The sequence below is a fragment of the Mesocryomonas lacus genome, from assembly GCF_055730135.2.
In genome coordinates this window covers 17,234-42,737 of the sequence record NZ_JBUZWE020000006.1, presented here as the reverse complement: position 1 = coordinate 42,737, position 25,504 = coordinate 17,234, and the positions used below count along the sequence as shown (strand labels likewise).

Genomic DNA, 25,504 nt, shown 5'->3' with positions numbered 1-25,504 from the left:
CTCAAGGCGCATCGACACCTTCGATTTTCGGGAGGCGGTCGACGGCAAATTCGGCAAAGGCCCGGACTGCCGGGCGCATGAATTTGACGGACGGGTAGGCCAGGAACATCTCGGTCGGACGCACCACATAGTCCGGCAAGATGCGCACGAGGCGACCGCTCGCGAGATCGTCGGCAACCATAAGATGCTGGACGGGGCCTGCCGCATGGCCTTCGAACGGCGTTCTTGAGATCACTTGCGCATCGATGATCCACAGGATGGACCAGGCGCCCACCTCCGTCCCGGAGCAGCGCCAGGCGGTTCTAGTGGATTGACCGGAACGGATGAGTCCTTTTGTGGATTCCCATTGCGGTTGACGCATGCCACGGTTGGCCATGCGAACAGGAATATCCATTTCCTTGATGCGGCGGATCGTGAGGCTCTCGAAGCCCTCGCCGCAGACCGCAACACTCCTCAGAAGTATGTCTGGCGCGCCCGGATTGTCCTCTTGAGCGCGGACGGCGTCGGCACGAACGCCGTCATGGCCGCAACCGGCACATCAAAGACCACGGTCTGGCGCTGGCAGGAGCGGTTCATGGCCGAGGGCGTCGCCGGCCTGCTCCGCGACAAGACCCGGCCACCCGGCAGGCTTCCGATCACCGGGGATCGGACGGCCGCCGTCGTTGCGATGACGCTGAAGCCGCCGCCCCACGAGGCGACCCACTGGACGGCGCGGGCGATGGCCGGTTCGGTCGGGCTCGCTGTCTCGACGGTGCAGAAGATATGGAAGACCCATGGCCTCGCGCCGCACCGCTGGCGCAGCGTCAAGCTCTCCAACGATCCAGCCTTCGCCGAGAAGCTCCACGACGTCGTCGGCCTCTACGTCGCTCCGCCTGCCCATGCCGTGGTGCTCAGCATCGACGAGAAGGCGCAGATCCAGGCGCTCGACCGCACCCAGCCGGGCCTGCCCCTGAAGAAGGGACGCGGAGCCACCATGACCCACGACTATAAGCGTCACGGCACGACCACCCTCTTTGCCGCGCTCAACGTCCTCGACGGAACGGTGACGGGCCGCAACATGCAGCGTCACCGACATCAGGAATTCATCCGGTTTCTCAACGCTCTGGAGCGGGACATCCCGGCTGGCAAGGTGGTCCACGTCATCCTCGACAATTACACAGCGCACAAGCATGTCAAGGTCAGGCAGTGGCTCGAGCGCCATCCCCGCTGGACCTTCCACTTCACCCCCACTTCCAGCTCCTGGCTGAATGCGGTCGAGGGCTTCTTCGCCAGGCTCACCCGGCGGCGCCTGAAGAACGGCGTCTTCCACTCCATCGTCGACCTCCAGGCTGCCATCAACCGCTTCTTGGCAGAACACAACCAGAGCCCGAAACCTTTCATCTGGCACGCCGATCCCGATGCCATCATCGCCGCGCGATGCCGAGGGTTCCAAACGTTGGAGTCAATCCACTAGGGTTACGGAGCGGGGCGTTGTATTCGACGGCACCTCCGACAACCGATCGAGTGACTTGGCCTGCTGCCAATCGAGGCCGGCACACGGCGTGCCGGGCTTTTGCTAGAATTCACAGAGTGATCGGTGCGATGGCGTTCGGCCCGGTTGCGAAGTGCTTGGGGACGGATCGTGGGTGATAGAGAATCCGTGGTTATACTAACCTTCAGGTAGGTTCTATCGCCGCTAGCCGGGTCGCTCTATATTGTCCTGATGCCTGCATCACAAGGGCATTCTGTACGAGTGTCTAGAGTACGCTCCTGGTTCCAACGCGCATTTCAATATTACAGCTCAAGGTGTGAGCAACATGAATACCAACATCGTCAGCCAATTTCAGCTCGGAGTTCCGCTGATCCAGGCCCCCATGGCGGGAGTGTCAACGCCATTGCTTGCTGCCGAGGTGTGCGAAGCGGGTGGCCTCGGCTCGATCGGCGTAGGTGCCACCGATGCCGCTAGTGCCCGAGACATGATTGTCGAGTTGAAGGCCCGTACGAAGCGGCCGTTCAACGTCAACCTGTTCGTGCATGCCGAACCTGAAACAGATCAGGTTCGCGACGCCGCGTGGCTGAAAGCGCTCTCTCCCCTTTTCGCAGAGTTCGGCGTCCGCCCGCCCAGGGAATTGCGACCGATCTACCGGAGCTTGGCCGCCGATGCTGATATGCTGGCGATGCTGTTGGAGGAGGCGCCCTCCGTCGTCAGCTTCCATTTCGGCTTGCCTCCAACGGAAATTCTGGCCGCCCTCCGCGGACGCGGCGTACATCTGATTGCGACAGCGACCAGCATGAAGGAGGCAGCGGCCATTGAGGCGGCTGGCCTGGACGGGATCGTGGCCCAGGGGATCGAGGCCGGCGGGCATCGCGGCATATTCGATGCCGACGCGCCCGATGATGGCCTCGGCACCTTCGCGTTGACTCGCCTGCTTGTGAAACGAACGCGCCTTCCGATCATAGCAGCAGGTGGCATCATGGATGGTGCGGGGATTGCTGCCGCGCTCGCCCTCGGTGCCGAGGCCGCGCAGCTTGGCACGGCGTTCATTGCCTGCCCGGAATCGGCCGCGGATCCCGGCTATCGCAATGCGCTTGCTGGCCCTGGCGCTTGGCATACCACGATGACCCGGCTGATCTCCGGACGGCCCGCGCGCTCGCTCGCCAACCGCTTCACGGCCCTGGCTGATCGGCTCGACGGATTGCAGCCACCAAGCTACCCGATCGCTTACGACGCCGGCAAGGCGCTGAACACGGCAGCAAAGGCAGCCGGCGAGTACGGCTTCGGCGCGCAATGGGCTGGGCAAGGTGCGCCGCTCGTCCGGGCAATGCCGGCAGGCGAACTGGTCCGGACACTCGAGCATGAATGCCGCAATTCGCGAGTGTCTTAAGGCTCGTGCCAGCGATCTGGCACAAGCCACCGCTCCTCCTGGCAAAGGTGCGGGCGCGTCTGGCGTACAGACAGGAGTGATCCTCTCATATGCTTCCTCGATTGCCGTCGTGCAATCGGAATGACGGTCACGATGGAGACAGGAATGACCAAGCAATTCAACGCAACATCGACGACCGACGACGTGCTCGCCGGAATCGATCTCTCCGGGCGACGCAAATTGGTCACCGGAGTATCGGCGGGATTGGGTGTCGAGACGGCGCGCGTGCTGGCCAAGCACGGCGCGGAGGTCGTCGGCACGGCCCGTGACGTGGCGAAGGCGAAGCGCGCGCTGGCTGCGGTTACAGCCCACCTTGACGGGCAGGGACGCATCGATGTGGTGGAACTCGACCTTGCATCCTTGAAAAGCGTGCGCGCCTGTGCCGACTCGCTGCTGAAGGACGGCAGGCCGTTCGACGTCGTCATCAACAATGCGGGTGTTGCGAGTACGCCGTTCTCCCGGACGGAGGATGGCTTCGAGATCCAGTTCGGCACCAATCACCTTGGCCATTTCGCTTTCACCAACCAGATCGCGCCGCTGATCGCATCGGGGGGGGCGGCTCGTGGTCCTCGGATCGTCCGCGCACCGCTTCGCCGACATCGACCTGGACGATCCGAACTACGATCATACGCGCTACGACACAGGCCTTGCCTATGGCCGCTCCAAGACGGCGACGATCCTGTTCGCCGTAGAGTTTGACCGTCGTCATCGCGAGCGCGGCGTGCGTGCGGTAGCGGTCAACCCCGGCGTTATCCCGACCGAACTCGACCGCCATATGGACGCCGCGGCACTGTCCAAGATGTTTGACGACCTGAACAGGCAGCGCACGGCGAAGGGTGAACCCCTCTTCGCGTACAAGACGGTCCCGCAAGGTGCCGCGACCACGGTATGGGCAGGCTTCATCGCCGATGCCGAAGAAGTTGGCGGCCGTTACTGCGAGAATTGCCACGTCGCGCGGATCATCGAAGATCCGGTGGATGCGGTCGCCGAAGGAGTGTTCGCCTACGCCGTCGATCCCGCACGCGCACAGGCGCTGTGGCAGAAGAGCGTGGAACTGGTGAACGAACGCTGAGGAGGAGCGGCCAAGGCCGAAGGGCGCCAGAATTCCCTTACACGTCTTTCGTCAATTCGACCCCAACGGTGACCGAACCCGTTGCCGGCTCCACTCCTGGGCGCAGCTCCACAAACAACATTGCATAGCGTCGCCGTAGTCGTGCACATTTCCATATCACGGATGGCTCATCTTCTCAGTGTAGCGACAAGATTATTATAGCAGTGGAACGATTTTACTTTTCCACTTTCGAGTTTCCATATGTCACAGCACAACACATCGAACTTTCTGCCCGTGGCTTTAAGGACGCCGTCGGGAAGGGGAAGGTCACCATTATGGGTGCCTTGCAGCTTGAGCTCGACCACAACCACATCGTCAGACGTGAAGTGGAACCTCAGCAGCTCACGATGCATGTCGGGATAGGCCAATAATAGTCCCGTGACGGGCTCTCGAACCTCTTGGCCGACCCATTTCTGCCCTGACGAAACATCGAAAAAGTATCCATCGTCCCAGAAAAGAGAAACGAATTTTTCTGCGTCGAGACTCGTTGCCTCAGCTACCCGGTATAGTTCTCTTATGACCGCTTCGTTCGTTGAGGGAACGGGCGCCTGTGCACGAACTCGCTGCGCCAGAGGCAACGCCGCGAATGTCGCAAGGCCAGTTAAGATAGATCGTCTGTAGAAATTCATTATTTTATTCTAGAGTGCTGGAAAGAATTGCGATCCTCACGATATAATTTCCTGTCTATTGGGTCTAGTACTTACTATTTGGTAAGTGTATTATTTCCAGAATGACTGCGTATCTTGCAGAAATCCTTCGCCACACACACACAGCGTCAGACGTTTTGACTGCAAAATGGCGCTTGGCTAACGGTCGGCGGCGAGCTTCTGATCGAGTTTCGACAAATCGGGTAAAAGGTCTCGATGCGCTTACAGTTCTGTCACAAGTGGTTCCCAGATATTGCCGCGAGACGGTCGATGAGGGCGGAAGATGGCGGGAGGCAACCGGGGGAAGCCAAGCGAGATGTCGACCTGGCTGCCTTCCTATCTTGCAATGGGAACAGAGGGACTGGCTCCCGTTTCATACACAGTGCGCAAGTTTACCGGGCAGGGATCCTGCACCGATCGCTGCCGCAGCGACTGGTTCTCGGCTTCCAATTCCGCCAAGCGAGCTCGGAGAGGCTATAGCGCGCCCTCAATCTCGTCAGCGGTAAACCGTGGCACGATATATTGCGGGCAGTTCCAGTCGAAGCTCTCAAGGCTCAGCGTCATGATCCGCTCAGCACGGCTAGTCGCCGCGTCTCCCAGAATCTTTCGCGTCAATTCGGGGTCGTCATCCAGCGCGTGGGCCTTCGCCCGCGCGTAGATCTTGAGCCGCGTTTTGTTGGGGTAGTCCATGAGAAAAAGGCTTGCTTTGTCGTTGGCCGAAAAGTTGCCGAGACTGATGTATTGTCGGTTGCCGCGATAGTCGGCGAAAGCGAGCGTGACATCATCGACGACCTTGAGAAAGCCGCGCGCTCCGCCTCGGTGCTGGACATAGGGCCAGCCCGTCTCCGATGTGGAGGCGAGGTAGAAGCTGTCGCGCGCCTCGATGAAGCGTTTCGTGGGCTCATCGAACCGGTCGAAGGCGCGATGCCCTTTGAAATCCTGCCACATCTGCGTTGCGCCATTCGCTTCCTGCGCGGCGCGGACGGCGGGCGTCACTGCGATGTCGAGAAATCCGTAGGCCATGCTTGCCTCCCTGGAAGCCGCAGTTGTCAAGTATTCAGGCGGAGGGATCCGTCACGCCGTTGAGGAAACGACGCATCAGTGCCGCGATCTCGCTTGCATGCGTTTCCAATGCGAAGTGCCCGGCGTCGAGCAGGTGAATCTCCGCGTCCGGCAGGTCACGCCGATAGGCCTCGGCGCCGGCCGGCAGGAATGCCGGGTCGTGCCGTCCCCAGACGGCCAGGAGCGGCGGTCGATACGCGCGGAAATAGGATTGGAAATCAGGATAGAGCGCGACATTGCTGCGGTAGTCGAGGATGAGGTCGAGCTGGATTTCCGCCGCCCCCGGCCGCGCCATGTAGGCGATGTCGAGCTCGTAGCCATCGGGCGACAGGAGCGCTGGATCGGCGCCGGTCCCGTATTGCCAGTTGCGGATCGTCTCCGGCGCCAGCGAAGGCCGGCAGGCTTCGCGGTTGGCGGCGCTTGGTTCGCGCCAATATGCCTCCCAGGGACCCCATTCGTCGCTGAAACCATCCGTATAGGCGTTGCCGTTCTGCGAGATGATCGCCGATACCCGTTCGGGATGGCGCATCGCCAGACGCAAGCCCACCGGCGCGCCGTAGTCGAAGACGTAGAGCGCATATCGATCGAGCGACAACGCTTCGGCAAATCCCTCGATCACATCGGCAAGGCGGTCGAAGGTATAGTCGAACGTGCCTCGCGGCGGCGCCTTGGTCTGTCCAAAGCCCGGCAGGTCCGGCGCGATCAGCCGGAAGCTGCCCGCAAGGAGCGGGATCAGATCGCGAAACATATGGCTCGCGGTCGGAAAGCCGTGCAGCAGCAATATCACCGGTGCGTCGCTCGGCCCCGCCTCGCGGTAGAACACGTCGACGTCCCCGACTTCCTGAAACCCATACCTGATCGTCATCGATTGATCCTTTCATCTGTCCCGCCAAATCTAGGAGATTTAAGATCTCGACATAATGCGTTGACGATGGAAGGCTTGATTGCAGAAGGTGGAACAATGGATCGTCTGGAAGCGATGTCGGTTTTTGTGGCCGTGGTGGAGGCAGGCTCGCTCGCGGCCGCAGCACGCGCGCTTGGTTGCTCTCCGGCGTCTGTCACCCGCGCCATCGCGGGCCTCGAGGTGGTCGCCGGCGAGCGCCTGTTGGAGCGCACGACGCGTCGCTTCTCCGTCACTGAAGCCGGTACACGTCACCTCGCGGCTTACAGGTCGGTACTGGGTGAACTGGCGCGTCTCGATGTACGATCGCCCGACGTCGAAATCCGCGGCAAGGTGGTGGTGACCGCTCCGGAACTCTTCGGCCGCCTGAAGGTGCTGCCGGTGATCGAGGGTTTCCTCACGGCCCATCCCGGCACGCAGGTTCGACTGCTGCTCCTCAACCGCGTGGTCGACCTTGTCGGCGAGGGCGTGGACGTCGCCGTGCGACTGGCCAACCTGCCGGACTCGTCGATGACGGCGATCCGGATGGGCGAGGTGCGCAGGCTGACCTGCGCTGCGCCTTCCTATCTCGCCCGGCACCCACCGCCGGGCTCGCCCTCCGACCTTGCGGCCCATTGGTGTATCGGCTTGAATGAGGCCGGCGCTCAGGAGCTGTGGCGGTATCGCCGATCCGCCCCGGCGCGCCGTGTCCATTCCGTCCGGGTCACCTGCCGACTGGCGGTCAACGGCGTCGGCGCCGCGATCGAGGCCGCCGAGCGGGGCATGGGCATCGTGCGCCCCTTGTCCTACCAGGTCGAGCGGCAGATCGCGGAGGGGACCCTCGTCGCCCTTCTGCCCGACTACGAGCCGGAGCCGATCCCTGTGCACCTGGTCTTCCTGCCCCGCCGGGATGACGGCAGTGCCGTCCGCGCCTTCATCGACTATGCGCTGCCTCTTCTGCGACGTTCGACGGGCTGGGGCGCTTGAACCGTCATGGTCCGCCCTCTGGAAAATGTGGCCCTCCCCTGGAGAAGCTGACCTCGAATGGCGGTTGCCGAACCTGCGAGAGGCCCGATTTTGCTCGGACGGCGCGAAGGTGACAGCAACTGCGGCTCAAAGAACATCCACGCCTTCGATCTTCAAAAGGCGTTCGACAGCAAACTCCGCAAAGGCGCGGACTGCCGGGCGCATGAACTTGACCGAGGGATAGGCCAGGAACATTTCGGTCGGGCGGACCTCATACTCGGGCAAGATGCGCAAAAGCCGGCCACTCGCCAGATCCTCGGCAATGAGCAGATGCTGGACGGGGCCTGCCGCATGGCCGTCCAGCAATGTTCGCTCGATCACTTGCCCATCGATTGTCCGGAGGATCGACCAGACATCCACCTCCGTCTGGGTGCCGTCCCGGAGCAGTGCCATGCGGTTCTGCGGGGTGAGGGAGCGGGGGGTCGTGATCAACGGCACTTGCGACAGCCGGTCAAGGGAGTCGATCGGGCCGTGTTTTGCAAGAAAAGCCGGGCTCGCGACTAGGATGCGGCGGACCAGACCCAGGCGGCGGATGATCACGTCCTGCGCCTCTGGACGACCATAGACGAGTGCCAGGTCGAAGTTCTCGAACACGAGGTCGACCGTCCGGCTTTCGAGAACGAGGTCGATGGCGACATTCGGATGATCCCGCTGGAACGCCATGACGATCAGGTGGAAATGCTTGGCGCCGATACAGGACGGGGCGTGGACGCGGATCGTCCCCTCGATGCGGCCGGAATCGGCCTGCAAGCCCTCGACCGCCGCGTCGATCGAGGCGAGTGCCGAACGGCTCGCATCATACAGCGCCTGCCCCTCCGCCGTCGGACGAACGCTCCGGGCAGACCGCTCGAGGAGGCGTGCCTGCACGCGATGCTCCAGGTTGGCGATATGCTTGGACACCGCCGGCTGGGAAAGCGAGAGGTCGCGGGCCGCAGCCGTCAGCGACCCGCGCTCCACTGTTCGGGCAAAGGCACGCAGGGCGGCGGTCAAATCCATTGCGTCATTCCAAACGGTTATAGGTCACATTCCGGCATAGCCGTTGTTTATGCACGGATGATCTGGTGCTCTCAAGTCTTCCATTAAAGGTGATTGAGAATGAATCGACGGATATTGATGCTCGGAGCGCCTCTTGCTCTCGCGGCCTGTGCAACGATGGCGGAGCAACCGACCGCCGTGCTGTCTTATGTGCCGCCAGAACCCATGATCGATCCCGCTTATCTCGCCATGTATGCGGCGCTGGATGGCGAGCCGTTCCCTGTACCGGCGATCGATCTGAAGCGGATCGTCGACCCGAAGTTCCTGCGCCGGGAGGTCGATTACGCGACCAACGAGGAGCCGGGCACGGTGGTCGTGGATCCGAACGAGCGCTTTGCCTGGTACGTGCTCGGCAACGGCCGGGCGGTGCGGTACGGCGTCGGCGTTGGCAAGGTCGAAGCCTTCAACTTTCAGGGTGAGGCGACGATCGCCTGGAAGGCGAAGTGGCCGAAATGGACGCCAACCTCCGACATGATCGCCCGCGATCCACAACGCTACGGCCCGCTCCGGAACGGCCTGCCCGGCGGACCCGGAAACCCGCTCGGTCCCCGCGCCCTTTACCTGCACCGCGACGGTCGCGACACGCTCTACCGCCTGCATGGCACGGTGGAGCCATGGACGATCGGCACAAAGGTTTCCTCCGGCTGCATCCGGCTTCTAAACCAGGACATCATCGACCTGTACGACCGGGTTCGAGAGGGCAGCAAGGCCATTGTCCTGCCGATCCGCAGCGAGGCTGTGGCCTGACGCTTTAGGAGACGTGGGTGCAAGATCTGGAACGCAACAAGGCGGCTGTTGTCGCCTTCTACCAGCTGATGTTCAACGAGAGCAGACCAGCTGAAGCGGTCGCGCGCTATGTCGGGGCGGACTACATCCAGCACAATCCGCTCCTCGCCACGGGCAAGGATGCCTTCATCGGATATTTTGAGCAAATGGCACGGGCGTGGCCCGGCAAGCGCGTTGAGATCAAGCGGGTCATTGCCGAAGGTGAATATGTCGTCCTGCATTGCCTTCAGCACTGGCCCGGGGACCAGGACTATGCCGGGATCGATATCTTCCGTTTGGATACCAGCGGGAAAATCGTCGAGCACTGGGATGTGCTGCAAGCCGTTCCGGATAGTGCGAAAAATCCGAACGGCATGTTCTAGTCGAGCCACTGGGCCGGGCGTTTGAGCCCCGTAACTGGATCGAGCCGTCCGTGCCGACGAGCGCTTTAATCGTGCAGTGCAGTACGCTCTTCCTGACGGGTCGCCTCCTTCACACTTCCACAGGTGGCGCTTTCCTTGACGGCCTCGTGCGCCACGTCCATCCGCCGGCGCGCGACTTTGCCAGTATCCTCGGATCCAGAAGCTGGTGACGGACCACGCTCGGGCGGCGGGCGCATCTATCCCGCTTCGGCCGTCAAGACCGGCATCTTCACCTGAGACAACGCGATCGGGGCCTCGGCCAGCGGCACCGTCATTGCGGGCGGCTCAGGCTATCCGGTGCTCAACTGGGCAAACGCAGTCCTGGTTGCGCTCGTTCCGGTGCTTCTGTCGTCCTGGATCGGCCGAACCGACGCAGAATCCGTCGTCCCTTCCGACGTTTTTAGTCTGAGGTCGAGCATCTGACTGATGCCGACAACGCGCTGGCAATCCGGGCTTCGTGGCTCCCGTTGCGGAGCCCGCAGAAGCCTCAACCATTCTTTCCGCCCTCGCTTTCCACCTTCCGATCTCCGCGGCCGAACGCGGCAGAGGGAAAAAAGCCGTTGCGTCGAATGTCATCAAGTGACATATGAACTGTCATTAAGTGACAGAAAATTTAACTGGAGCTCTAGTTCTCGGTTTCGAGGTCGCCACACCACAGACGCAGAGACCAAGGGACGTATTCCTTTCGCTCCACCCACCGAAAGTGATCACATGCAGCTATCCAACCAGACCGGCATCAGCCGCCACGCCTTCTCGATCGGCGGCATCGGCATGCTTGCCATTGCTTTGACCGGATGCATGTCGCCCGAACAGGAGCGCATGGTGAACCTGAACGAGGATCAAAGTTCCTGCTCCAGCATGGGCGCCCGATACGGTTCTTCGGCACACACCCAGTGCATGCTTCGGCAACAGGAACGTCGGGACAATGAGGGTCTGCGTTTCGCCGAGCAGGCCCGCATCCATTCCGAGATCGCGCGCAACGCGCAGGAGATGCGCGAGGAACGGCGTCGCCACCGCCGCCACGACAACCGTGACTAGCTGTGCTTGAGAGTCTGATGGTTTCCGGTCAGAACACGGTGGCAAAGCGACGGATTCACGGGAGCCCACCATCGAACGTTCGAAGGCAGAAGAGGCGCGGCTCGCGGTTTCCCGTCACGCGGCGGATCTGTTCTGCCGGCATGGCGTCGACGGCACCACCGGTGATGACATCGCCGCAGCCTCCGGGCTCTCGAAGCGGACCGTCTGGCGCTACTTCCGCTCAAAGGAAGCCTGCATCGAGCCCTTGTTCCTCGCGACGGAACTGCGCTTCGTCGGGCATCTGGCGAAATGGCCCCGGAGCCTGTCGATCGAGGCCTATCTCCAGGCCACGATCGCCAGCTTCGTGGCGGACGAGCAGTTCGTTCGCGACGGGATCGCGGTCGTGCGCATCATCGCCATGCTTCCGAAGGAGCCGGCCCTACGCTCCTCCTGGCTGATGGCCTGCCACCAGGCCGAGGCGGAACTGGTCCCGGTCATCGCCGACCGCGCCAAGCGTTCGCCCCGGGATTTCGACGTCAAGCTCTGCACGGCCATGATCATGGCCGCCATTCGGGTCGTCGACGAGGAGATCTGTTCGGCTGCCGTCAACGACGGCCAGCACTACGATCAGGCCGAGGCCACCGACCAACTTGCCGCCGCGATCCGGGCGGCGAGCACCCTGCCGATCTGCGATCCCGTCGGACGGTAGTGCCGGCGGGCGCCCGGACACCGCATTGCCGACATCGGCAAGGCGGACCAGCGCAACAACGGAGACCTTCGATGGAAACGATCCCGACCCGGCGTTCCGGGTCCGCTTCCGCATTCTGTTTCGCATTGACCCTGGTGCTTTCGGGCGGCCCGGCGATTGCAAACGAGGACACCCCCATGATTTATCCAGAAGCAAAGCGCGGCGACGTCGTCGACCAGAAGTTCGGCACGGCGATCGCTGATCCCTATCGCTGGCTCGAGAACGACGCCCGCCACGACCCGGACGTTGCCCTTTGGGTCAAATCCCAGAACGCCATCTCTGCAACCTATCTCGCGGGTCTCCCGGGCCGGGATATCTTCCGACAGCGCCTGACGGCGCTTTTCGACCACGAGCGCCTGACGGTGCCGGAGAAGCGTGGCGCGCGATACTTCTTCACCCGCAATGCCGGCCTCGACAACCAGTCCGTCCTCTTCGTTCGCGAGGGCGTTCAGGGTGCCGATCGTGCCGTGTTGAATCCCAACGACTGGTCGGAAGACGGCGCCACCGCACTGGCAGAGTGGGCGGCGTCGGAAGACGGAAGTCATCTGGCCTACGCGGTGCAGGAAGGCGGCACGGACTGGCGCACTATCCGCGTCTTAAACATCGAGAGCGGCGAGATTCTCGAGGACGAGATCCAATGGGCACGCTTCACGCGCATCGCCTGGGCGAAGAACGGATCGGGCTTCTTCTACTCCCGCAATCCCAAGCCCGAAAAAGATGCGGGATTCGAAGCGAAGGTGGCCGGGCATGCCGTCTATTTCCATCGGCTCGGGACACCGCAGTCCGAGGATCGGCTCCTGTATGCCCCGGCGTCGGAGATGCCGCTGATCCACACAGTCACCGTGACCAGGGACGGGCGCTACGCCGTGGTCTATTCGACGGCGCTGACGGGCGGCAATGCGCTCGTCGTCGTCGATCTCTTGGATCCGGATTGGCCAGCCCGCACCGTCGTGGGCACCGTCGACCAGAGCTGGGCTCTGGCAGGCAATATCGGCACGAAGCTCTTCCTGTCGACGCAAGACGGTGCCCCGCGCGGAAAGGTCGTCACCCTCGACCTTGCGGACGCAAAGCCGAGAACCGTCGACATCGTCGGGGAACGAGAAGGCGCGACGCTCTTCGAGGCCACCTTGATCGGCGACCGGCTGCTCACCTCCTATCTCGTCGACGCCAAAACGGAGGTTCTCCTTCGCAAACTGGACGGGACACCCGACGGCACGCTGGACCTTCCAAGCATCGGCACGGCGGGTGCCTTTCGTGGCCGCCCCGGTGACGACGAGGTGTTCTTCGTTTTCACCAGCCTGGATGCGCCGACCACGATCTATCGTTTCGACGCGGCCACCAGGACGCGGACCGTCTGGGCCGAACCGGTGGCGGCGGTCGACCTCGACAACATCGCTGTCGAGCAGCAGTTCTATTCCTCCAAGGACGGGACACGGGTGCCGATCTTCGTCGTCCGGCGCCGGGACACAGCCGGCCCCGCGCCGACGGTGCTCACCGGCTACGGCGGCTTCGGCATTCCCATGGTCCCCTTCTACTCGCCCGAGGTCATGGCCTGGGTGGAGCAGGGCGGCGTCTATGCCGTCGCCAACATCCGGGGCGGCGGCGAGTATGGGAAGGCCTGGCACGATGCCGGGCGGCGCCAGCACAAGCAGAACGTCTTCGACGACTTCATCGCCGCCGCCGAGTTCCTGAAAGCAGACGGGATCACGTCGCCGAATGGACTCGCCATCCAGGGAGGCTCCAACGGCGGTCTGCTGGTCGGCGCCGTGGTCAACCAGCGGCCCGATCTCTTCGCGGCAGCGCTCCCCGCTGTCGGCGTCCTCGACATGCTGCGTTTCGACCACTTCACCGGCGGCCAGCTGTGGACGCAGGAATTCGGCGACCCAGCCGTCGAGGCCGATTTCCGCAATCTCCTGTCCTACTCGCCCTACCACAAGATCCGGTCGGGCATGACCTATCCCGCTATCCTCGCAACCACCGCCGACACGGATGACCGCGTCGTCCCAGCGCACAGCTTCAAGTATGTCGCGGCCCTTCAAGCTGCGGATCTCGGCCCGCGCCCCCGACTTCTACGGTTCGATACGCGCGCGGGACATGGAGCCGGCAAGCCGACGCAGAAGGTGATCGAGGAGATGGCCGACATCTGGGCGTTTGCCGCCCAATGGACCGGGTTGAGAGTCGAGACCCCGAAGTGATCTTGCGAGGCGACGACGGCGGATCATTCTCGCGCACCAAACGGCGTGCAAATACCCACAGAAGCTGAAAACCAAAGGCGACAGCGGTCGTCGGGAAGGAATAGCCGTGCATAATTCGAGGATCATAGCAGTCGGTTGGGTGGCGGCAGCTACAGCTTTTCTCATCTCCGGAAGCGCAACTGCGGAGCCCGCTGCTTCCCCGTATCTGCGCGACATCGTGGACAAGGTGGCGCTACCTCTGATGGAGGTGAACAAGATACCGGGAATGGCGATCGCGATCAGCGTCGGTGGCCAGAGCCATGTTTTCAACTATGGGCAGGCATCGCGAGAGAGTGGCCTTCCGGTCGATGATCGAACATTGTTCGAGGTCGGCTCGCTCACCAAGACATTCACCGGGACCCTCGGAGCCTTCGTCGAAGCGAGGGGCAAACTTTCCCTTTCCGATCCCGCAACCAAGCTCCTCCCTGAGCTCGCTGGGACGGACTTTGACCGCGTCAGTCTCCTCGACCTCGCCACCTATACAGCCGGCGGCCTGCCTCTTCAGTTTCCAGACGCGGTAACCGACGAGCAAGGGATGTTCGATTTCTACAGATACTGGCGCCCCAGCTATCCCCCGAAAGAGAAGCGCCTTTACTCCAACACGAGCATCGGCCTGTTCGGCCTTTCCGTGGCCCGAGGCGAAAGCGTCGGTTTCGATACCCTCATGACGAAGAGCTTCCTGCCCCAGTTCGGGCTGTCGAACACCTATCTGACCGTGCCGGAGAGCGAAAAGGATAGGTACGCCCTTGGCACCTCGAAGGACGACCGTCCCACGCGCGTCTCGGCGGGAATGCTCGATGCCGAGACCTACGGCATCAAGACAACGGCGAGCGACATGATCCGCTTCGTCGAACTCTCGATGGATCCCTCGTCACTTGAAACACCCCTGCGCGATGCGGTAGTCGCGGCACAGACTGGGTACTTCCGGTTCGGGAAGACGATGCAGGGGCTCGGTTGGGAGATCTATGACCGGCCGGACTCTGTCGACCTGCTCCTGGCAGTCAACGCGCCGTCCGTCACGTTGGAACCCCAGGTGGTGGAGAAGCTCGACCAGCCGCAGCCGCCGCGGCCGGACCGCTTCGTCAACAAGACGGGATCGACGAACGGCTTTGGCGCCTACGTTGCGTTCATGCCGGAGAAGCGCCTGGGCATCGTGATCGTCGCCAATCGCAACTACCCTATCCCAGATCGCGTGAAGGCCGCCTGGGCCATTCTGTCCGCCATCAGGTAGGCGCCGCGGACCTCCGCCATCGACGCATCCGCCCGCCGGAGAGTCCTGATAAACGCCGGAATTGGCTCCCCACACCACGAACAACAAGGCCACTCAAAGATGATGGATGCTTCTCGCGTTGCTCTTGCCTTCATGCTCCTCATCGCGACTCCCGCGGTGATCGGACGCCCCGCACTCGCTGGTTCGAAAATCGGCGATGCTCTTTCTAAAACTGTTGCCGCGCTGGAGATGCGAACCAATGGCAGGCTGGGTGTCAGCGTCACCGACCTCGGGAGCGGCGCTACCTGGTCCTATCGGGGCTCCGAGCGCTTTCCCATCGCGAGCACCTTCAAGGCTTTCGCCTGTGCACATCTGCTTGACCTTTCCGACAAGGGCGAGGTCGACATCCAGAAGCGGGTGCGCTTCCAGCCAAGCGAACTCGACACCTACTCGCCGGTGACGAAGGATCGGGTCGGCGGCGACGGGATGACGTTGTTCGAATTTTGCGAAGCGGCGACGTCGATGAGCGACAACACCGCCGCCAATTTCATACTGAAGAACACCGGCGGCCCGGAGGCGTTGACGCAGTTCATGCGCTCGATCGACGACGGCACCACACGGCTCGATCGTTTCGAGCCCGATCTTAACGACGTAGGCCCGGGCGAGGTGCGGGACACGACCAGTCCTGAGGCAGCCGCCGCCAGCCTGCGCGGCCTGCTGCTCGGTGACGAGCTCGGTGATGCGGCTCGTCGGCAGCTTGAGGCTTGGCTTGTGGCCAACAAGGTGGGAGGACCGCTCCTGCGCGCAAGCCTGCCGGCCGGCTGGAGGATCGCCGACCGCACTGGGTCCGGCGGGTATGGGTCCAGGGGCGTGATCGCCGTGATCTGGCCGAAGGAAGACGGCGCCGCGACGCCAGGACCCGTGGTCGTCGCCGTCTATCTCACCGGGACGGAGCTTTCCCTGGACGAGCGAAGTGCCGTCATCGCCGAAGTCGGTGCAGCCTTGGTCCAGGACCTGCGGCCCTGAACCTTGGCACGTGCGACCGGCCTGCCACCTTCCGGCGCCCATTTGGCTATGAAACATTGCGGTTCGAGGGAAGAATGCTTCGGAGGCTGCATGAGCGTTCGCCAGTCAGACCCCAGTTCGGTCAGGTAGATCCTACCCGGCCGGCGCCTTGGCGTCGGCGTGGCTGGGTGGCTATGTCGTCCTGCACTGCCTTCAGCACGGGCCCGAAGACCAAGACTATGCAGGGATTGATATCTTCCGGCTGTATAAGACTGAAAAAAATGTCGAGCACTGGGATGTGTTGCAAGTCTTTCCGCAACGCGCGGGTTGGCGACGATCTCAGGCCACTTCAGGGGCGTTGATCGACTGCTGGATCAGCAGCATGAGAGCCTCATCTCCTTGCTCAGCCATCTCCAACAAAGCTTGGTATGGGTTGCCTCGAAGCTTTAGCGCAGCGGCGAACGCTGGTTCAGTCTTTAGACCATCTTGCCTGAACGCCATAACGGAAGCTGAAAGGCGCGGACCACCTAGAGTAAGCAAGCGCCGTTCTGCCGCAAAATGACGCCAGCCCGTCTGCTCGCCTACGGGTTTGGCCTGTCCGAAAATTTCGAACCGCCAGCCATGTGCGAGGAAGGCAGCAACGACGGGTCGGTCGGCAGTTGCCCACTGCCAGATGCAGAAGTCCTGACAGGAACTAAACGCGTTCCAAACGACGGCCGTGAAACGATCGGGATCGGGCGCATGGCAAAGGACGTCTATATCGCTAGTCGAAAGGTCGAGACCCAACGGAAGCGTACCAGCAATACGTGGATCGTATCCCGCTAATTTTGCAAGCAAGCCCGTGCGCGATATGGCGTCCTGATAACTTAACCGGCTCACTATAAATCATCCTTCGAGTTCAGCATTGGTCGGCTTTAACATAATGCTGAACCACGGCAGCGAGGGAAAGATCGGACCAATCAGATGGGGCCGGAGAGCATTGCGAGCGATTTGGACAATCGTTTCAGCGGACACTTCGAGTCATTCGGAGCGACAATAGAACGTCGTTTGCGGAAGGCAGCTATTTTGCGCCATCTCTCAGAAAGCGGACGGTCTGCTTTCGGCCCAAGGCGGCATCGCAAATCATTTCCGGCTTGGGTGGTTTCCGGACCGTCCGCTTCGGGGGCGTACTTTAGGTGAGCGGTCATCCAATCGGGTACCTTGCTATCATCCTTGTGAAGATAGAACCTCTGTCCAGCATCGCATCGAGGTTCGGCTCAAGGTGAATTGCGCAATCAGTCGGCGGTGACCTTAGCATCAAATAATTCTCGAGAGTTCCGGAAGCTGTCTGCGTTCGCGACGATCCAAGTCCACATGGGCACCATCCGAACCAGCAGCTCCAAACCGCGCTTGGACAGTTCGTACTCGACCCGCGGCGGGTTCTGCCCGAAGTCGGTTCGGATCACTAGGCCGTCACGCTCCAATGAGCGTAGCGTGCGCGTCAGCATGCGCTGTGTAACACCGTGCATGCGCCGCTTGATCTCCGCATGACGAAGCCGCCCGTAGACACCAAGGGTGTGGATGACACCCAGAGACCAGCGGTTTCCAGCATGGGCCAACACCTCGCGGCGCACCCCGTCGTCGTCTTCCCGCAACCCGTCGCAGACGGTTTGGGAGTATTGAAGGACGTCTTCTCTGCTCAAGATTTGGTTCACAGGATCACGCGTGTACCTTCTTTCGAACTCGTTTGGGCAATGCCAGATGACGGCAATCGCCAACGATAAACGAGTTAGAACGATGAACGATGCAGTCTCCAACGTGAAGTCACGCAACATCCTCGTGCTGGGCGCCGGCGAGCTTGGCATGCCCGTCCTGCTGAACTTGGCGCGGCGCGCCAAGGGCATCGACAGGGCCAGGATCAGCGTGTTGCTGCGAGCAAGTGCCGTCGAGTCCGACGCGCCCGCCAAGCAGAGCGATGTCGCCGCGATCCGCCATGCGGGCATCCAGATCGTCGTCGGCGACCTCGTGAACAGTTCGGTCGACGAACTGGCTTTGGTGTTCTCGCGCTACGACACGGTAATCGGGTGCGCGGGCTATGCCGCCGGGATCAACACGCCGATGAAGCTGGCAAAGGCTGCGTTGCAGTCAGGGATCCCCCGCTACTTCCCGTGGCAGTTCGGCGTCGACTTCGAGGCGATCGGCCGCGGCAGCCCGCAGGACATCTTCGACGCTCAGTTGGACGTTCGTGAGCTCCTGCGGGCGCAGGCCAAGACCGAGTGGGTGATCATCTCGACGGGCATGTTCATGAGCTACCTGTTCGAGCCGGAGTTCGGCGTCGTCGACTTGGAGAAGTCCGAGGTCCGCGCGCTGGGCAGCCTCGACACCGCCGTGACGCTGACGACGCCGGACGACATCGGGAAGCTGACCGCGGATATCGTGTTCTTCGAGCCGACCATCCGCAACGAGGTCGTCTTCCTGGCGGGAGACACGGTGACCTACGCTGAGGTTGCCGGCAAACTGGAGGTGAGCCTCGGCCGTCCCTTCAAGCGCTCCGAGTGGAGCGTGCCCTTCCTGAAGGAAGAGCTGGCGCAGGATCCCACGAACATGATGCGCAAATACCGGGCGGCCTTCGCCATGGGCCGGGGCTACTCCTGGGACAAGGCCGGAACGTTCAACGAGCGTCAGGCCATCCCGGTCACGGACACCGACGCCTGGATCAATGCAAACCTGTGGGGTGCAAAAGACTTCGCTTAAGGCGCACCGCCACCCAATTCCTAGAGCTTCCACGTTTCGAACGTGTCCGCTTTAGGGAAACGGTGAGAACTTTAAAAACGGCAATGATGGGTCGAGAGCTGAATGGCAGCTTCCCGGTGGGTCTGCTCGATAACTGCCGCTTGGCTTTCACCCTAAATAACATACGCCTAGGCTGGCATGCACGACGAGGGATTAAGTGGGATTGTTGTTGAAGTCTCGAATCGCTTCGATCACAACAATCGCCAAGGGGAGCAAGGGACAACATCAGAGATGTAGGTGGGACAGACGATTACTCAACGGCTCGATGTACGACGTCCTTTTCGCGCTGGACGGGACCATCGGCTGACGGTCGGCACATCGGGTAAGATAAGGTTTATCCAAGAATCCAGGACAGTTAGACAAGTTAGCTGAGTTCGTCTCAAGTAGATTCCCATTCAGGAAATCATTGCGCCGTGCCCGTCGAACAATAGGCAGTGTTCCCACTGCCTGAGTCTTGTTCCGTGATGCGTCGGCCCCGCGACTGTTGGCGGGGCCGTATAATTATTTCGCCACGATTTCAAAGGACTTTCTGAGGCAAATACAGCGCAGGTTAATCTATGTTCACTTAAACCTGTATGAAGGACTCAGTGCGCAGGGCTCGGCTTTGTCGAGGTATCCCATTGCGGCGGCGCAGATAGCACAACGTCTCGAAGGTCGGCAGGCCTTGCTGCCCCCTCCATCTCGGCGTCGCCTCGCGCGGCGGCGACTGCAAACTTCGCCATCCGCTTGCCCGCGAGGGCCATGTTCTCATCCGACTGGGTGGCGAGCGGATGTGGGCCGTGGAAGACGAAGATATCTTTCAGACCGCGGGCCTTGTTGAAAGTAGCGAGGCTTCCCTCCAGCCCTTCGACGTAGTCCCAGGTTCCTTTCACGATCTGAACTGCCGGCCAGCGCGAGACCCCAGCCGCAACAGCACCGTCCGGATAATAGGTCGTCGAAAACTCTTCGCGCAGTGCCGCCTCGATCATTTCGTGTCCGGCAAGCCGCGTGCCGAGCCCTCCGGAGTTCGGACCGTAGAGAATGGCGCCCTTGATGTTTGAGCGACCAAGCGCCGGCCCGCATGCCCCGTCCGGCACGTCGCGATCGCAGTTCTCGACGAAGTTCTTCTGCATTGCATAGGCAACGGTGTACGAGCCGCGCGAGTAGCCCATCAGCACGATCGGCATTGCCGCGATGTCGGCGCCAGACATCACGGCAGTCGCCGCACTCGAACCAGCGAGCACTTCTCCTTTCGGCCCCATCGCCCGAAGACCTTTTCCAGTCGCAAGCTGCTCGAACTCGCGCACAATGTCCTTCGCCTGTTCGGCGGTATTGAACCCATTGAGGCCGCCCGAAATGCCGTTGCCGCGGCGATCGGTAACGAGAACGTCGAAGCCCGCTTCGTGAAAGTCTGCAGCGAAGCCGCGCCAGTGACGCATCCCAGGCTCCTCGGATAGCCCATCGGACCCCTCGCGAAGGGTAAACTTGCCCGTGGCCTCGTCTCGCACGACGGGCGTCGACCTCGTATCGTCGATTGCGGTGATCTCATTGCCGCCGCCGTTGTTCATGACGACGAGCGCACGTTCTCGACCGCCGTCCCTGGCGGTAATGCCCTCTCCGACGATGTACCAACCTCGCAGCTTGATCTCGCCGTCCTTCTTAAGATGCACGCGCTCTAGCGCATCCCGGGGCGCCGTGAACTCCACGACAAAGGTCTGCGGGTCGACCGCTGCAATCGGCTCAGCGTAAGGGGATTGGCCGAAATACGACGGCCGACGAATTACTGCGGGATCAACATCGCCCTCGGGATCGATCCTGCCCTTGGAGTCCACCGTGCCTGTGTCCCGCGTTTCCACGCGAGCGAAGCTCTGAGCGCCTTTGCGTGCGGCTGCGGCGCAGCTTTCATCTGCCTTGCAAGCCTGCCAGCGCTCCCGGATCTTCGTGTCGGTAAAGTTGTCAGTGTAGAAGTCGCCCTGGTAACCGTCGGGGATGAGCTGGCCCAGCGGAGTGAACGGCTGGCAGATCCCTAAACTGTCCCGGTAGCCGGGCAGGTCGGCATTGCGATCATAGTTGACGCGAGCGGTACAGTCGGGTGCAGGAACGCCTGAGTTGACGACCGGTGGTTCTTGAGCGACGGCGCTTACCACTCCCGTAAGCAGCAACCATCCGGCAGCCATAATGCTTCGAGTCATCTTGTTCTCCTATAAGAAGTTTCGCGACTAGCCCGACGTGCATTTTGCAGGCGTAGTCACTGGGTTCGCTGACTGAGCTATTTCGCTGAGGTCGGCGGGGCCATGTTCAGCCGTTGACTGACCAACCAGTTCCACATCTGCTGATCGTTTAAAGCAGCCGCTTCGACAGCCTCGTGACTGGTTGCCTCGAAGACTGTCAGACGTGCATCGCGTTTGAGCGTCTTTAGGCGTTCGTACAGCACTACCGAGTCCGACAAGGGGATCACCTCATCGTCCGTGCCATGAAAAACCCAGAAAGCAGCCTTCTCGTTGGTACGGTTCAGGTAGTGTCGGTTGCCGCCACCAGCGATGGGAACTACGGCGGCAAAGGTCTCTGGGAACTGCTCGGCCATAGCCCAGGCCCCGAACGCACCACGGCTGTAACCCACTACTGATACGCGGCTTCGATCCACACGATAGCGCGCCATCACCTCGTCGAGCGCCGCTTTGACCTTCTCGATAGGGTAAAGGAGTTCTTCGCTTGGGTTCTGCGGAGAAAAGACGATGAAGGGGATATCGCGGCCGCTCTCGATCAAAGCAGGCAGCCCGCTAGTACGGACCTTCTCGACGTCAGAGCCGCCTTGGTCGCCGCCGTGCAGCCATACGATCAGCGGGTAGGTCTCTCCTGATGTCTCGTAGCCAGGCGGCGTAGAAATCAAATAGCCAAGATCGGCAGGAATGGTGGCTTCGGCCTTCATTGCTGTTTGCTCGGCCATAGCCGGAGCCGACGCCAGTCCGAGAGCCGCCCCGAGGGCAAGCGATACAAAAATACGCATAATAGTAAGTCCTCCCTACAAACCACGATAGGACATCGGGGAGTGGAGGTCAGCCCGCAAATTGGAATCAGAACTCGGACATCGGCCTCGTGCTCTGTCCAGGGACTGATCGACATGATTGGATTTGCTAAATTCGGGGTTTCGGCAATTTGCAGGTTCGCCACAACTCGATCTTCCAGCCTTGACCGCCGCTAAGCTGCCTGCTCTTCCACGCGTATGGAAATCCCGATTTGGGCTGGGTTCGAGTCTGGCCATCTTGCCTGGTCGCACCACGATCTTCTCGTCACGACCCGGCACCTCCCTGATGACCGCATGGCTGATCACTACGCCATCGCTCGGTCCCATGGGCTTTGCCAGGCCCGGGACGGCTTGCCCTGGCGACATGACCCGCTTCCTCGATTGCGGCTTGCCGGGGCGTCGGGGCTCGAGGTCACCTGGGACCTTGCCCACTTCGACAGGCCACCGGATCCGGTGGCCCACGCCGTCGCCGTAGCCCGTGCCGCGGATCCCAATCAGCCTTTGCGCCTTTGTCCGGTAAACGAGCCATCGATCTATCCGATGCTGGCTGGAATGCCTTGGGAGGAAGCGGTCGAAATGGCAATCGCCATGGCGCGGGCTGCTCGCGATCACCATGGAGACGTGCGGCTGCTTGCATGCGACCCTATCAATGGGATCGGCGAGCGCCAGTTCGCGGCGGTCGACAGGCTGGTGGCCGCCGGCGTCGTCGACACCGTCGGCATCAACTCTTACCCGCACTCTGCACGGGCACCGCACGGCCGAGCAATCGTGAAGAGCTGGCGTCGATACAAGCTTCCTGTCCTCGTTGCTGAGACAAGTTGGCACGATGGGCACCGCGGGCAGCGGCAACGCTTTCCTGGGTTCTACAAGCGGCGTTGGCTGGAGCACGTGCTGAATGAGGTCGAATGGGCGCAGGAGAGGGGAGCCCGGGTCGAGGGCGTCTGCTGGTACCCGATCGTCGACTGCCCGCCCTGGCCCCATCCGGGGTCAGCGAAGCGATGGCGCCACGGTCTCATTCGCGAGGATCTTGACCTGGATCCCATCCTATCGGACGCATTCCGCTCCCGGATGAGTGTGCAGAACAGTGCGCCGAAGGGCCAGCTCAGCTTCGCACTCTAACTGTGTGTCGAGTCCAAGCTGCCGTAACAAAACCGGTTGGGAAGGAAGGGGCGATTGGCAGAGCGGACCGTCCTTTCATACCGCTCTAGGGTAATAGACCTTCTTGCAAAGGCAGAAACGCAATCAAAGCATCAGCGGAGGCGTCGACGCTAGCTTTTCTTCTGTCAGCCGGTAGAAGCCAGTCATCCGCTTCAATGTTCTCAGAGGCATAGGTCTTGAGAAAAGATAACCCTGCAGATCTGTGCAACCGAGAGCGATCAGGAATTCCCGCTGTGCCTCGGTCTCGACCCCTTCGGCAGTCGTTGACAGTCCGAGCGTTCGCCCGAGGCTGATGAGCGCGGATACAATTGCGGCTCCGTCTGCCCGTGTGTCGATTAAGGAAACAAACGAACGGTCGATCTTTATTCGGTCGATCCCAAACTGCATCAGATGGCTTAAAGAGGAATACCCAGTGCCGAAGTCGTCGAGGGAGATCTGAATTCCTCCTTCTCGCAGACGCTCCAAGGTGGCGGCGACATCGGAGCTATCGGCAATCAGCGCAGACTCTGTCACCTCGAGCTCCAACCGCGAGGACGGTAAGCCCTCTTCAAGCAGCACCTTTCCGACTTCTTCGACGAAACCCGGAACTCGCAACTGCAGAGGTGAGACGTTCACCGCGACGAAGGTGGCGGCTGACCAGTTCGTTGCGGCGCGACAGGCCTCGCGCAGGACCCACAATCCAAGCACATCGATCATCCCGCCTTCTTCCGCTAGCGGAATGAAGCTAGCTGGGGCGAGCAGGCCGTGCTTCGGATGATTCCATCGGATCAGCGCTTCCGCGCCGGTAGCATTGTGACCATTTGCAGCACCGTGGATGGTCTGAAAATAGAGCTCGAGGTTTCCGACTTCCTGGCGTTCGGCTAGTTGAGGAATGCCCTCCAGCCGCGTGCGTTGATTACCGCCCGCTTGGATGCCCAGCAGGGAACGAAGATCGTTCTTCAAAATCTCACGATCATTTCGGCCGTCCTCCATAGCTGGCTGGAACTGTACCGATCTCCCTCGTCCCTGATGCTTGGCTTCGTATAGCGCGACGTCGGCATGCCGCAGGATTTCGCTAGCGCTCCCGGCGGACGGAGGAACCGTGGTTATGCCGATTGAGCCGCCAACATGCGCCACCACTTCGCCGGATCGGAGGTGGAACGGACGTTTCAATTCGGTAATCAGCGAGCCTGAGACGACATCAAGCAGGGCATCGCCGCTCCCGATGTCGCGTAGAAGAAGGGCGAACTCGTCTCCGCCGAGCCGCGCCAGCGTATCGCACGGACGAATTATCGTCCGCATCCGCTCCGCAGCCGTGCGGATAAGCTCGTCACCTGTAGCATGACCGAAGGTGTCGTTTACCGCCTTGAAGCGGTCGAGATCGATGAGCGCGATGGCCCAACGCGGACCGGAGCCAGACATGTTGGCAAGGCATTCTTCGAGGCGAGCTGAGAAGAAGCTCCGGTTGGGCAATCCCGTCAGAACATCATGGCTTGCGAGGTGCTGAGCTGTAGCTTCGCTCAACTTGAGTTCGATGAGACTTGCCCTGAGCCGTACGAGCAGAAGGAGGAACAGCACCACAATGACGAGCGCGGCGCCCGACAGAGCAGGCAGTAGACGGCCGATCACCCTAGAGCCTGGCAAATCGGGGCTCCAGACGATAAATCCGATGGGTTCGCCGGTGGCACCGGCGTCAATCTGAACGGCGACTTCGTTCTCCTCAGGATCAGCCGAACGCGCGAACCGAGCTCCGTTGAGACCCTGTTCTCGGCTCAGATCATCGAGCACGTCCCCGTCGAGAAAGCGGATCGCGATCAGGAAACGCATCTCTTCCGGCTGGAAGCCATCCTTATCGACCCCGGGACCGGTTCGACGGGATATTGGAGCGATACCAACAATCGTAGGGCGACCCTCGAGACGCATGAGTTCGGCGAAGGCGCCGCGCTGACGGCCGTCAAGCGAAGTGCGACGCTGAACCAGACCGGAACTTGCCTGTCCGATATCCTTCTGCTCCTGAAGGAGCGGAGCGAGGAGAGGCTTTATCCAGAGATATCGCTTCGTCGTATCCGGATCGGAGCGCATTGCCAGCTGTCCGTTGCCATCGACGACGAATGCCCTGTCGTAGCCGAACACCGCAACGACGATGCTGCTGATGGACTCCGCCGCGTCTAGCCCGACAGGATCAGAGGTGCTCTCCGGGCCCTCGGTATCTGAGCTGGTGCGGTGAGCTAGATTTGACGACAGGAGGGACATGTATCCCGAGCCGACCTGTTCGATCGCTTCGGAAACCTGCGCGACCTGTTCGCTCAGGCGACGCGTCACGAGTCCGCGTTGGCGTTCAAGTGCGGCGGCGTCACTTTCGGCGCCTGCCCAGATCCCAGCCAAGATCACCAGACCCAATGTAGCGACGCCTATCCCGGCGATCAGAGAAAGAATGCCGCCAGAGGATTTGCCCGCCCGATACATTCTCGGCAGAGCGTCAGGGAGATGAATTCGCACGGGTGGCCTCTCGCAACAGGCCTACAA

21 protein-coding genes and 3 pseudogenes are annotated in these 25,504 nt (G+C 61.5%); 14 read left to right on the top strand and 10 right to left on the bottom strand.

Translation table 11 applies throughout. From position 1 onward, the window contains the following. Position 1 precedes the first annotated feature (1 nt). On the bottom strand, positions 2–376 hold the full coding sequence (locus ACZLZY_RS11035) for a LysR substrate-binding domain-containing protein (RefSeq protein ID WP_472933953.1): 375 nt from the start codon (positions 374–376) through the stop codon (positions 2–4). Between ACZLZY_RS11035 and ACZLZY_RS11030 the strand changes: the two are divergent. The 3 genes and pseudogenes from ACZLZY_RS11030 (at position 375) to ACZLZY_RS11020 (ending at position 3,975) form a co-directional block, all read left to right on the top strand. Continuing rightward, a pseudogene (locus tag ACZLZY_RS11030) lies at positions 375–1,453 on the top strand (IS630 family transposase). The gene ACZLZY_RS11035 and the pseudogene ACZLZY_RS11030 overlap by 2 nt on opposite strands. Before the next feature lie 343 nt (positions 1,454–1,796). After that, entirely contained in the window at positions 1,797–2,864 is a 1,068-nt protein-coding gene (locus ACZLZY_RS11025; RefSeq protein WP_472933952.1) for an NAD(P)H-dependent flavin oxidoreductase, read from the top strand. A gap of 144 nt (positions 2,865–3,008) precedes the next feature. Next, positions 3,009–3,975 (top strand): annotated as a pseudogene (locus tag ACZLZY_RS11020) (SDR family NAD(P)-dependent oxidoreductase). A gap of 167 nt (positions 3,976–4,142) precedes the next feature. Here ACZLZY_RS11020 and ACZLZY_RS11015 read toward each other — a convergent pair. The 3 genes from ACZLZY_RS11015 to ACZLZY_RS11005 form a co-directional block, all read right to left on the bottom strand. Next, positions 4,143–4,643: a nuclear transport factor 2 family protein gene (locus ACZLZY_RS11015; protein ID WP_472933951.1), complete on the bottom strand. Its 501-nt coding sequence runs from the start codon at positions 4,641–4,643 to the stop codon at positions 4,143–4,145. Positions 4,644–5,135: 492 nt separating this feature from the next. Beyond that, entirely contained in the window at positions 5,136–5,684 is a 549-nt protein-coding gene (locus tag ACZLZY_RS11010; protein ID WP_472933950.1) for a pyridoxamine 5'-phosphate oxidase family protein, read from the bottom strand. 34 nt (positions 5,685–5,718) lie between these two features. Continuing rightward, positions 5,719–6,588, bottom strand: a complete 870-nt coding sequence (locus tag ACZLZY_RS11005; RefSeq protein ID WP_472933949.1) for an alpha/beta fold hydrolase — start codon at positions 6,586–6,588, stop codon at positions 5,719–5,721. 96 nt (positions 6,589–6,684) lie between these two features. Between ACZLZY_RS11005 and ACZLZY_RS11000 the strand changes: the two genes are divergently transcribed. Next, the gene (locus ACZLZY_RS11000; RefSeq protein ID WP_472933948.1) at positions 6,685–7,590 is read left to right on the top strand and encodes a LysR family transcriptional regulator; all 906 of its coding nucleotides are present in this window, start codon (positions 6,685–6,687) and stop codon (positions 7,588–7,590) included. 126 nt (positions 7,591–7,716) lie between these two features. Here the strand turns inward: ACZLZY_RS11000 and ACZLZY_RS10995 are convergent, their stop codons facing one another. Beyond that, positions 7,717–8,625, bottom strand: a complete 909-nt coding sequence (locus ACZLZY_RS10995; RefSeq protein WP_472933947.1) for a LysR family transcriptional regulator — start codon at positions 8,623–8,625, stop codon at positions 7,717–7,719. A 204-nt stretch (positions 8,626–8,829) separates the two neighbouring features. On the opposite strand from ACZLZY_RS10995, the gene ACZLZY_RS10990 reads away from it, so the two are divergent. The 8 genes and pseudogenes from ACZLZY_RS10990 (at position 8,830) to bla (ending at position 16,086) form a co-directional block, all read left to right on the top strand. Beyond that, complete coding sequence (locus tag ACZLZY_RS10990) at positions 8,830–9,411, top strand: L,D-transpeptidase (RefSeq protein WP_472933946.1); 582 nt, start codon at positions 8,830–8,832, stop codon at positions 9,409–9,411. A 17-nt stretch (positions 9,412–9,428) separates the two neighbouring features. Next, entirely contained in the window at positions 9,429–9,812 is a 384-nt protein-coding gene (locus ACZLZY_RS10985) for a nuclear transport factor 2 family protein (protein WP_472933945.1), read from the top strand. 750 nt (positions 9,813–10,562) lie between these two features. Beyond that, positions 10,563–10,889 (top strand): hypothetical protein, encoded by a 327-nt coding sequence (locus ACZLZY_RS10980; RefSeq protein ID WP_472933944.1) that lies wholly within the window; start codon positions 10,563–10,565, stop codon positions 10,887–10,889. Between the two features lie 70 nt (positions 10,890–10,959). Then, positions 10,960–11,118: pseudogene (locus tag ACZLZY_RS10975) on the top strand (TetR/AcrR family transcriptional regulator); the annotation flags it as partial. Positions 11,119–11,133: 15 nt separating this feature from the next. After that, entirely contained in the window at positions 11,134–11,577 is a 444-nt protein-coding gene (locus tag ACZLZY_RS10970) for a hypothetical protein (RefSeq protein WP_472933943.1), read from the top strand. Positions 11,578–11,753: 176 nt separating this feature from the next. Continuing rightward, on the top strand, positions 11,754–13,811 hold the full coding sequence (locus ACZLZY_RS10965; protein ID WP_472933942.1) for a prolyl oligopeptidase family serine peptidase: 2,058 nt from the start codon (positions 11,754–11,756) through the stop codon (positions 13,809–13,811). 106 nt (positions 13,812–13,917) lie between these two features. Next, positions 13,918–15,081, top strand: coding sequence for a class C beta-lactamase (gene ampC / locus ACZLZY_RS10960; RefSeq protein ID WP_472933941.1), 1,164 nt, complete (start codon positions 13,918–13,920; stop codon positions 15,079–15,081). Between the two features lie 99 nt (positions 15,082–15,180). Continuing rightward, positions 15,181–16,086, top strand: coding sequence for a class A beta-lactamase (gene bla, locus ACZLZY_RS10955; protein ID WP_472933940.1), 906 nt, complete (start codon positions 15,181–15,183; stop codon positions 16,084–16,086). A 318-nt stretch (positions 16,087–16,404) separates the two neighbouring features. Here bla and ACZLZY_RS10950 read toward each other — a convergent pair whose 3' ends face one another. Beyond that, a complete protein-coding gene (locus ACZLZY_RS10950; RefSeq protein WP_472933939.1) occupies positions 16,405–16,944 on the bottom strand; it encodes a DUF4269 domain-containing protein in 540 nt (179 codons plus the stop codon). 395 nt (positions 16,945–17,339) lie between these two features. Continuing rightward, the gene (locus ACZLZY_RS10945) at positions 17,340–17,747 is read right to left on the bottom strand and encodes a winged helix-turn-helix transcriptional regulator (protein ID WP_472933938.1); all 408 of its coding nucleotides are present in this window, start codon (positions 17,745–17,747) and stop codon (positions 17,340–17,342) included. A gap of 58 nt (positions 17,748–17,805) precedes the next feature. Here ACZLZY_RS10945 and ACZLZY_RS10940 point away from each other — a divergent pair, with 58 nt between their 5' ends. Further along, positions 17,806–18,798: an aromatic alcohol reductase gene (locus ACZLZY_RS10940; RefSeq protein ID WP_472933937.1), complete on the top strand. Its 993-nt coding sequence runs from the start codon at positions 17,806–17,808 to the stop codon at positions 18,796–18,798. A gap of 623 nt (positions 18,799–19,421) precedes the next feature. Here the strand turns inward: ACZLZY_RS10940 and ACZLZY_RS10935 are convergent. Together ACZLZY_RS10935 and ACZLZY_RS10930 are read right to left on the bottom strand one after the other, a co-directional pair. Continuing rightward, a complete protein-coding gene (locus tag ACZLZY_RS10935; protein ID WP_472933936.1) occupies positions 19,422–21,008 on the bottom strand; it encodes an alpha/beta fold hydrolase in 1,587 nt (528 codons plus the stop codon). Between the two features lie 77 nt (positions 21,009–21,085). Continuing rightward, positions 21,086–21,826 (bottom strand): carboxylesterase family protein, encoded by a 741-nt coding sequence (locus ACZLZY_RS10930; RefSeq protein WP_472934201.1) that lies wholly within the window; start codon positions 21,824–21,826, stop codon positions 21,086–21,088. 309 nt (positions 21,827–22,135) lie between these two features. Here ACZLZY_RS10930 and ACZLZY_RS10925 point away from each other — a divergent pair, with 309 nt between their 5' ends. Next, entirely contained in the window at positions 22,136–22,960 is an 825-nt protein-coding gene (locus ACZLZY_RS10925; protein ID WP_472933935.1) for a hypothetical protein, read from the top strand. A 123-nt stretch (positions 22,961–23,083) separates the two neighbouring features. Here ACZLZY_RS10925 and ACZLZY_RS10920 read toward each other — a convergent pair whose 3' ends face one another. Further along, a complete protein-coding gene (locus ACZLZY_RS10920) occupies positions 23,084–25,477 on the bottom strand; it encodes a putative bifunctional diguanylate cyclase/phosphodiesterase (protein WP_472933934.1) in 2,394 nt (797 codons plus the stop codon). Between the last annotated feature and the right edge of the window lie 27 nt (positions 25,478–25,504).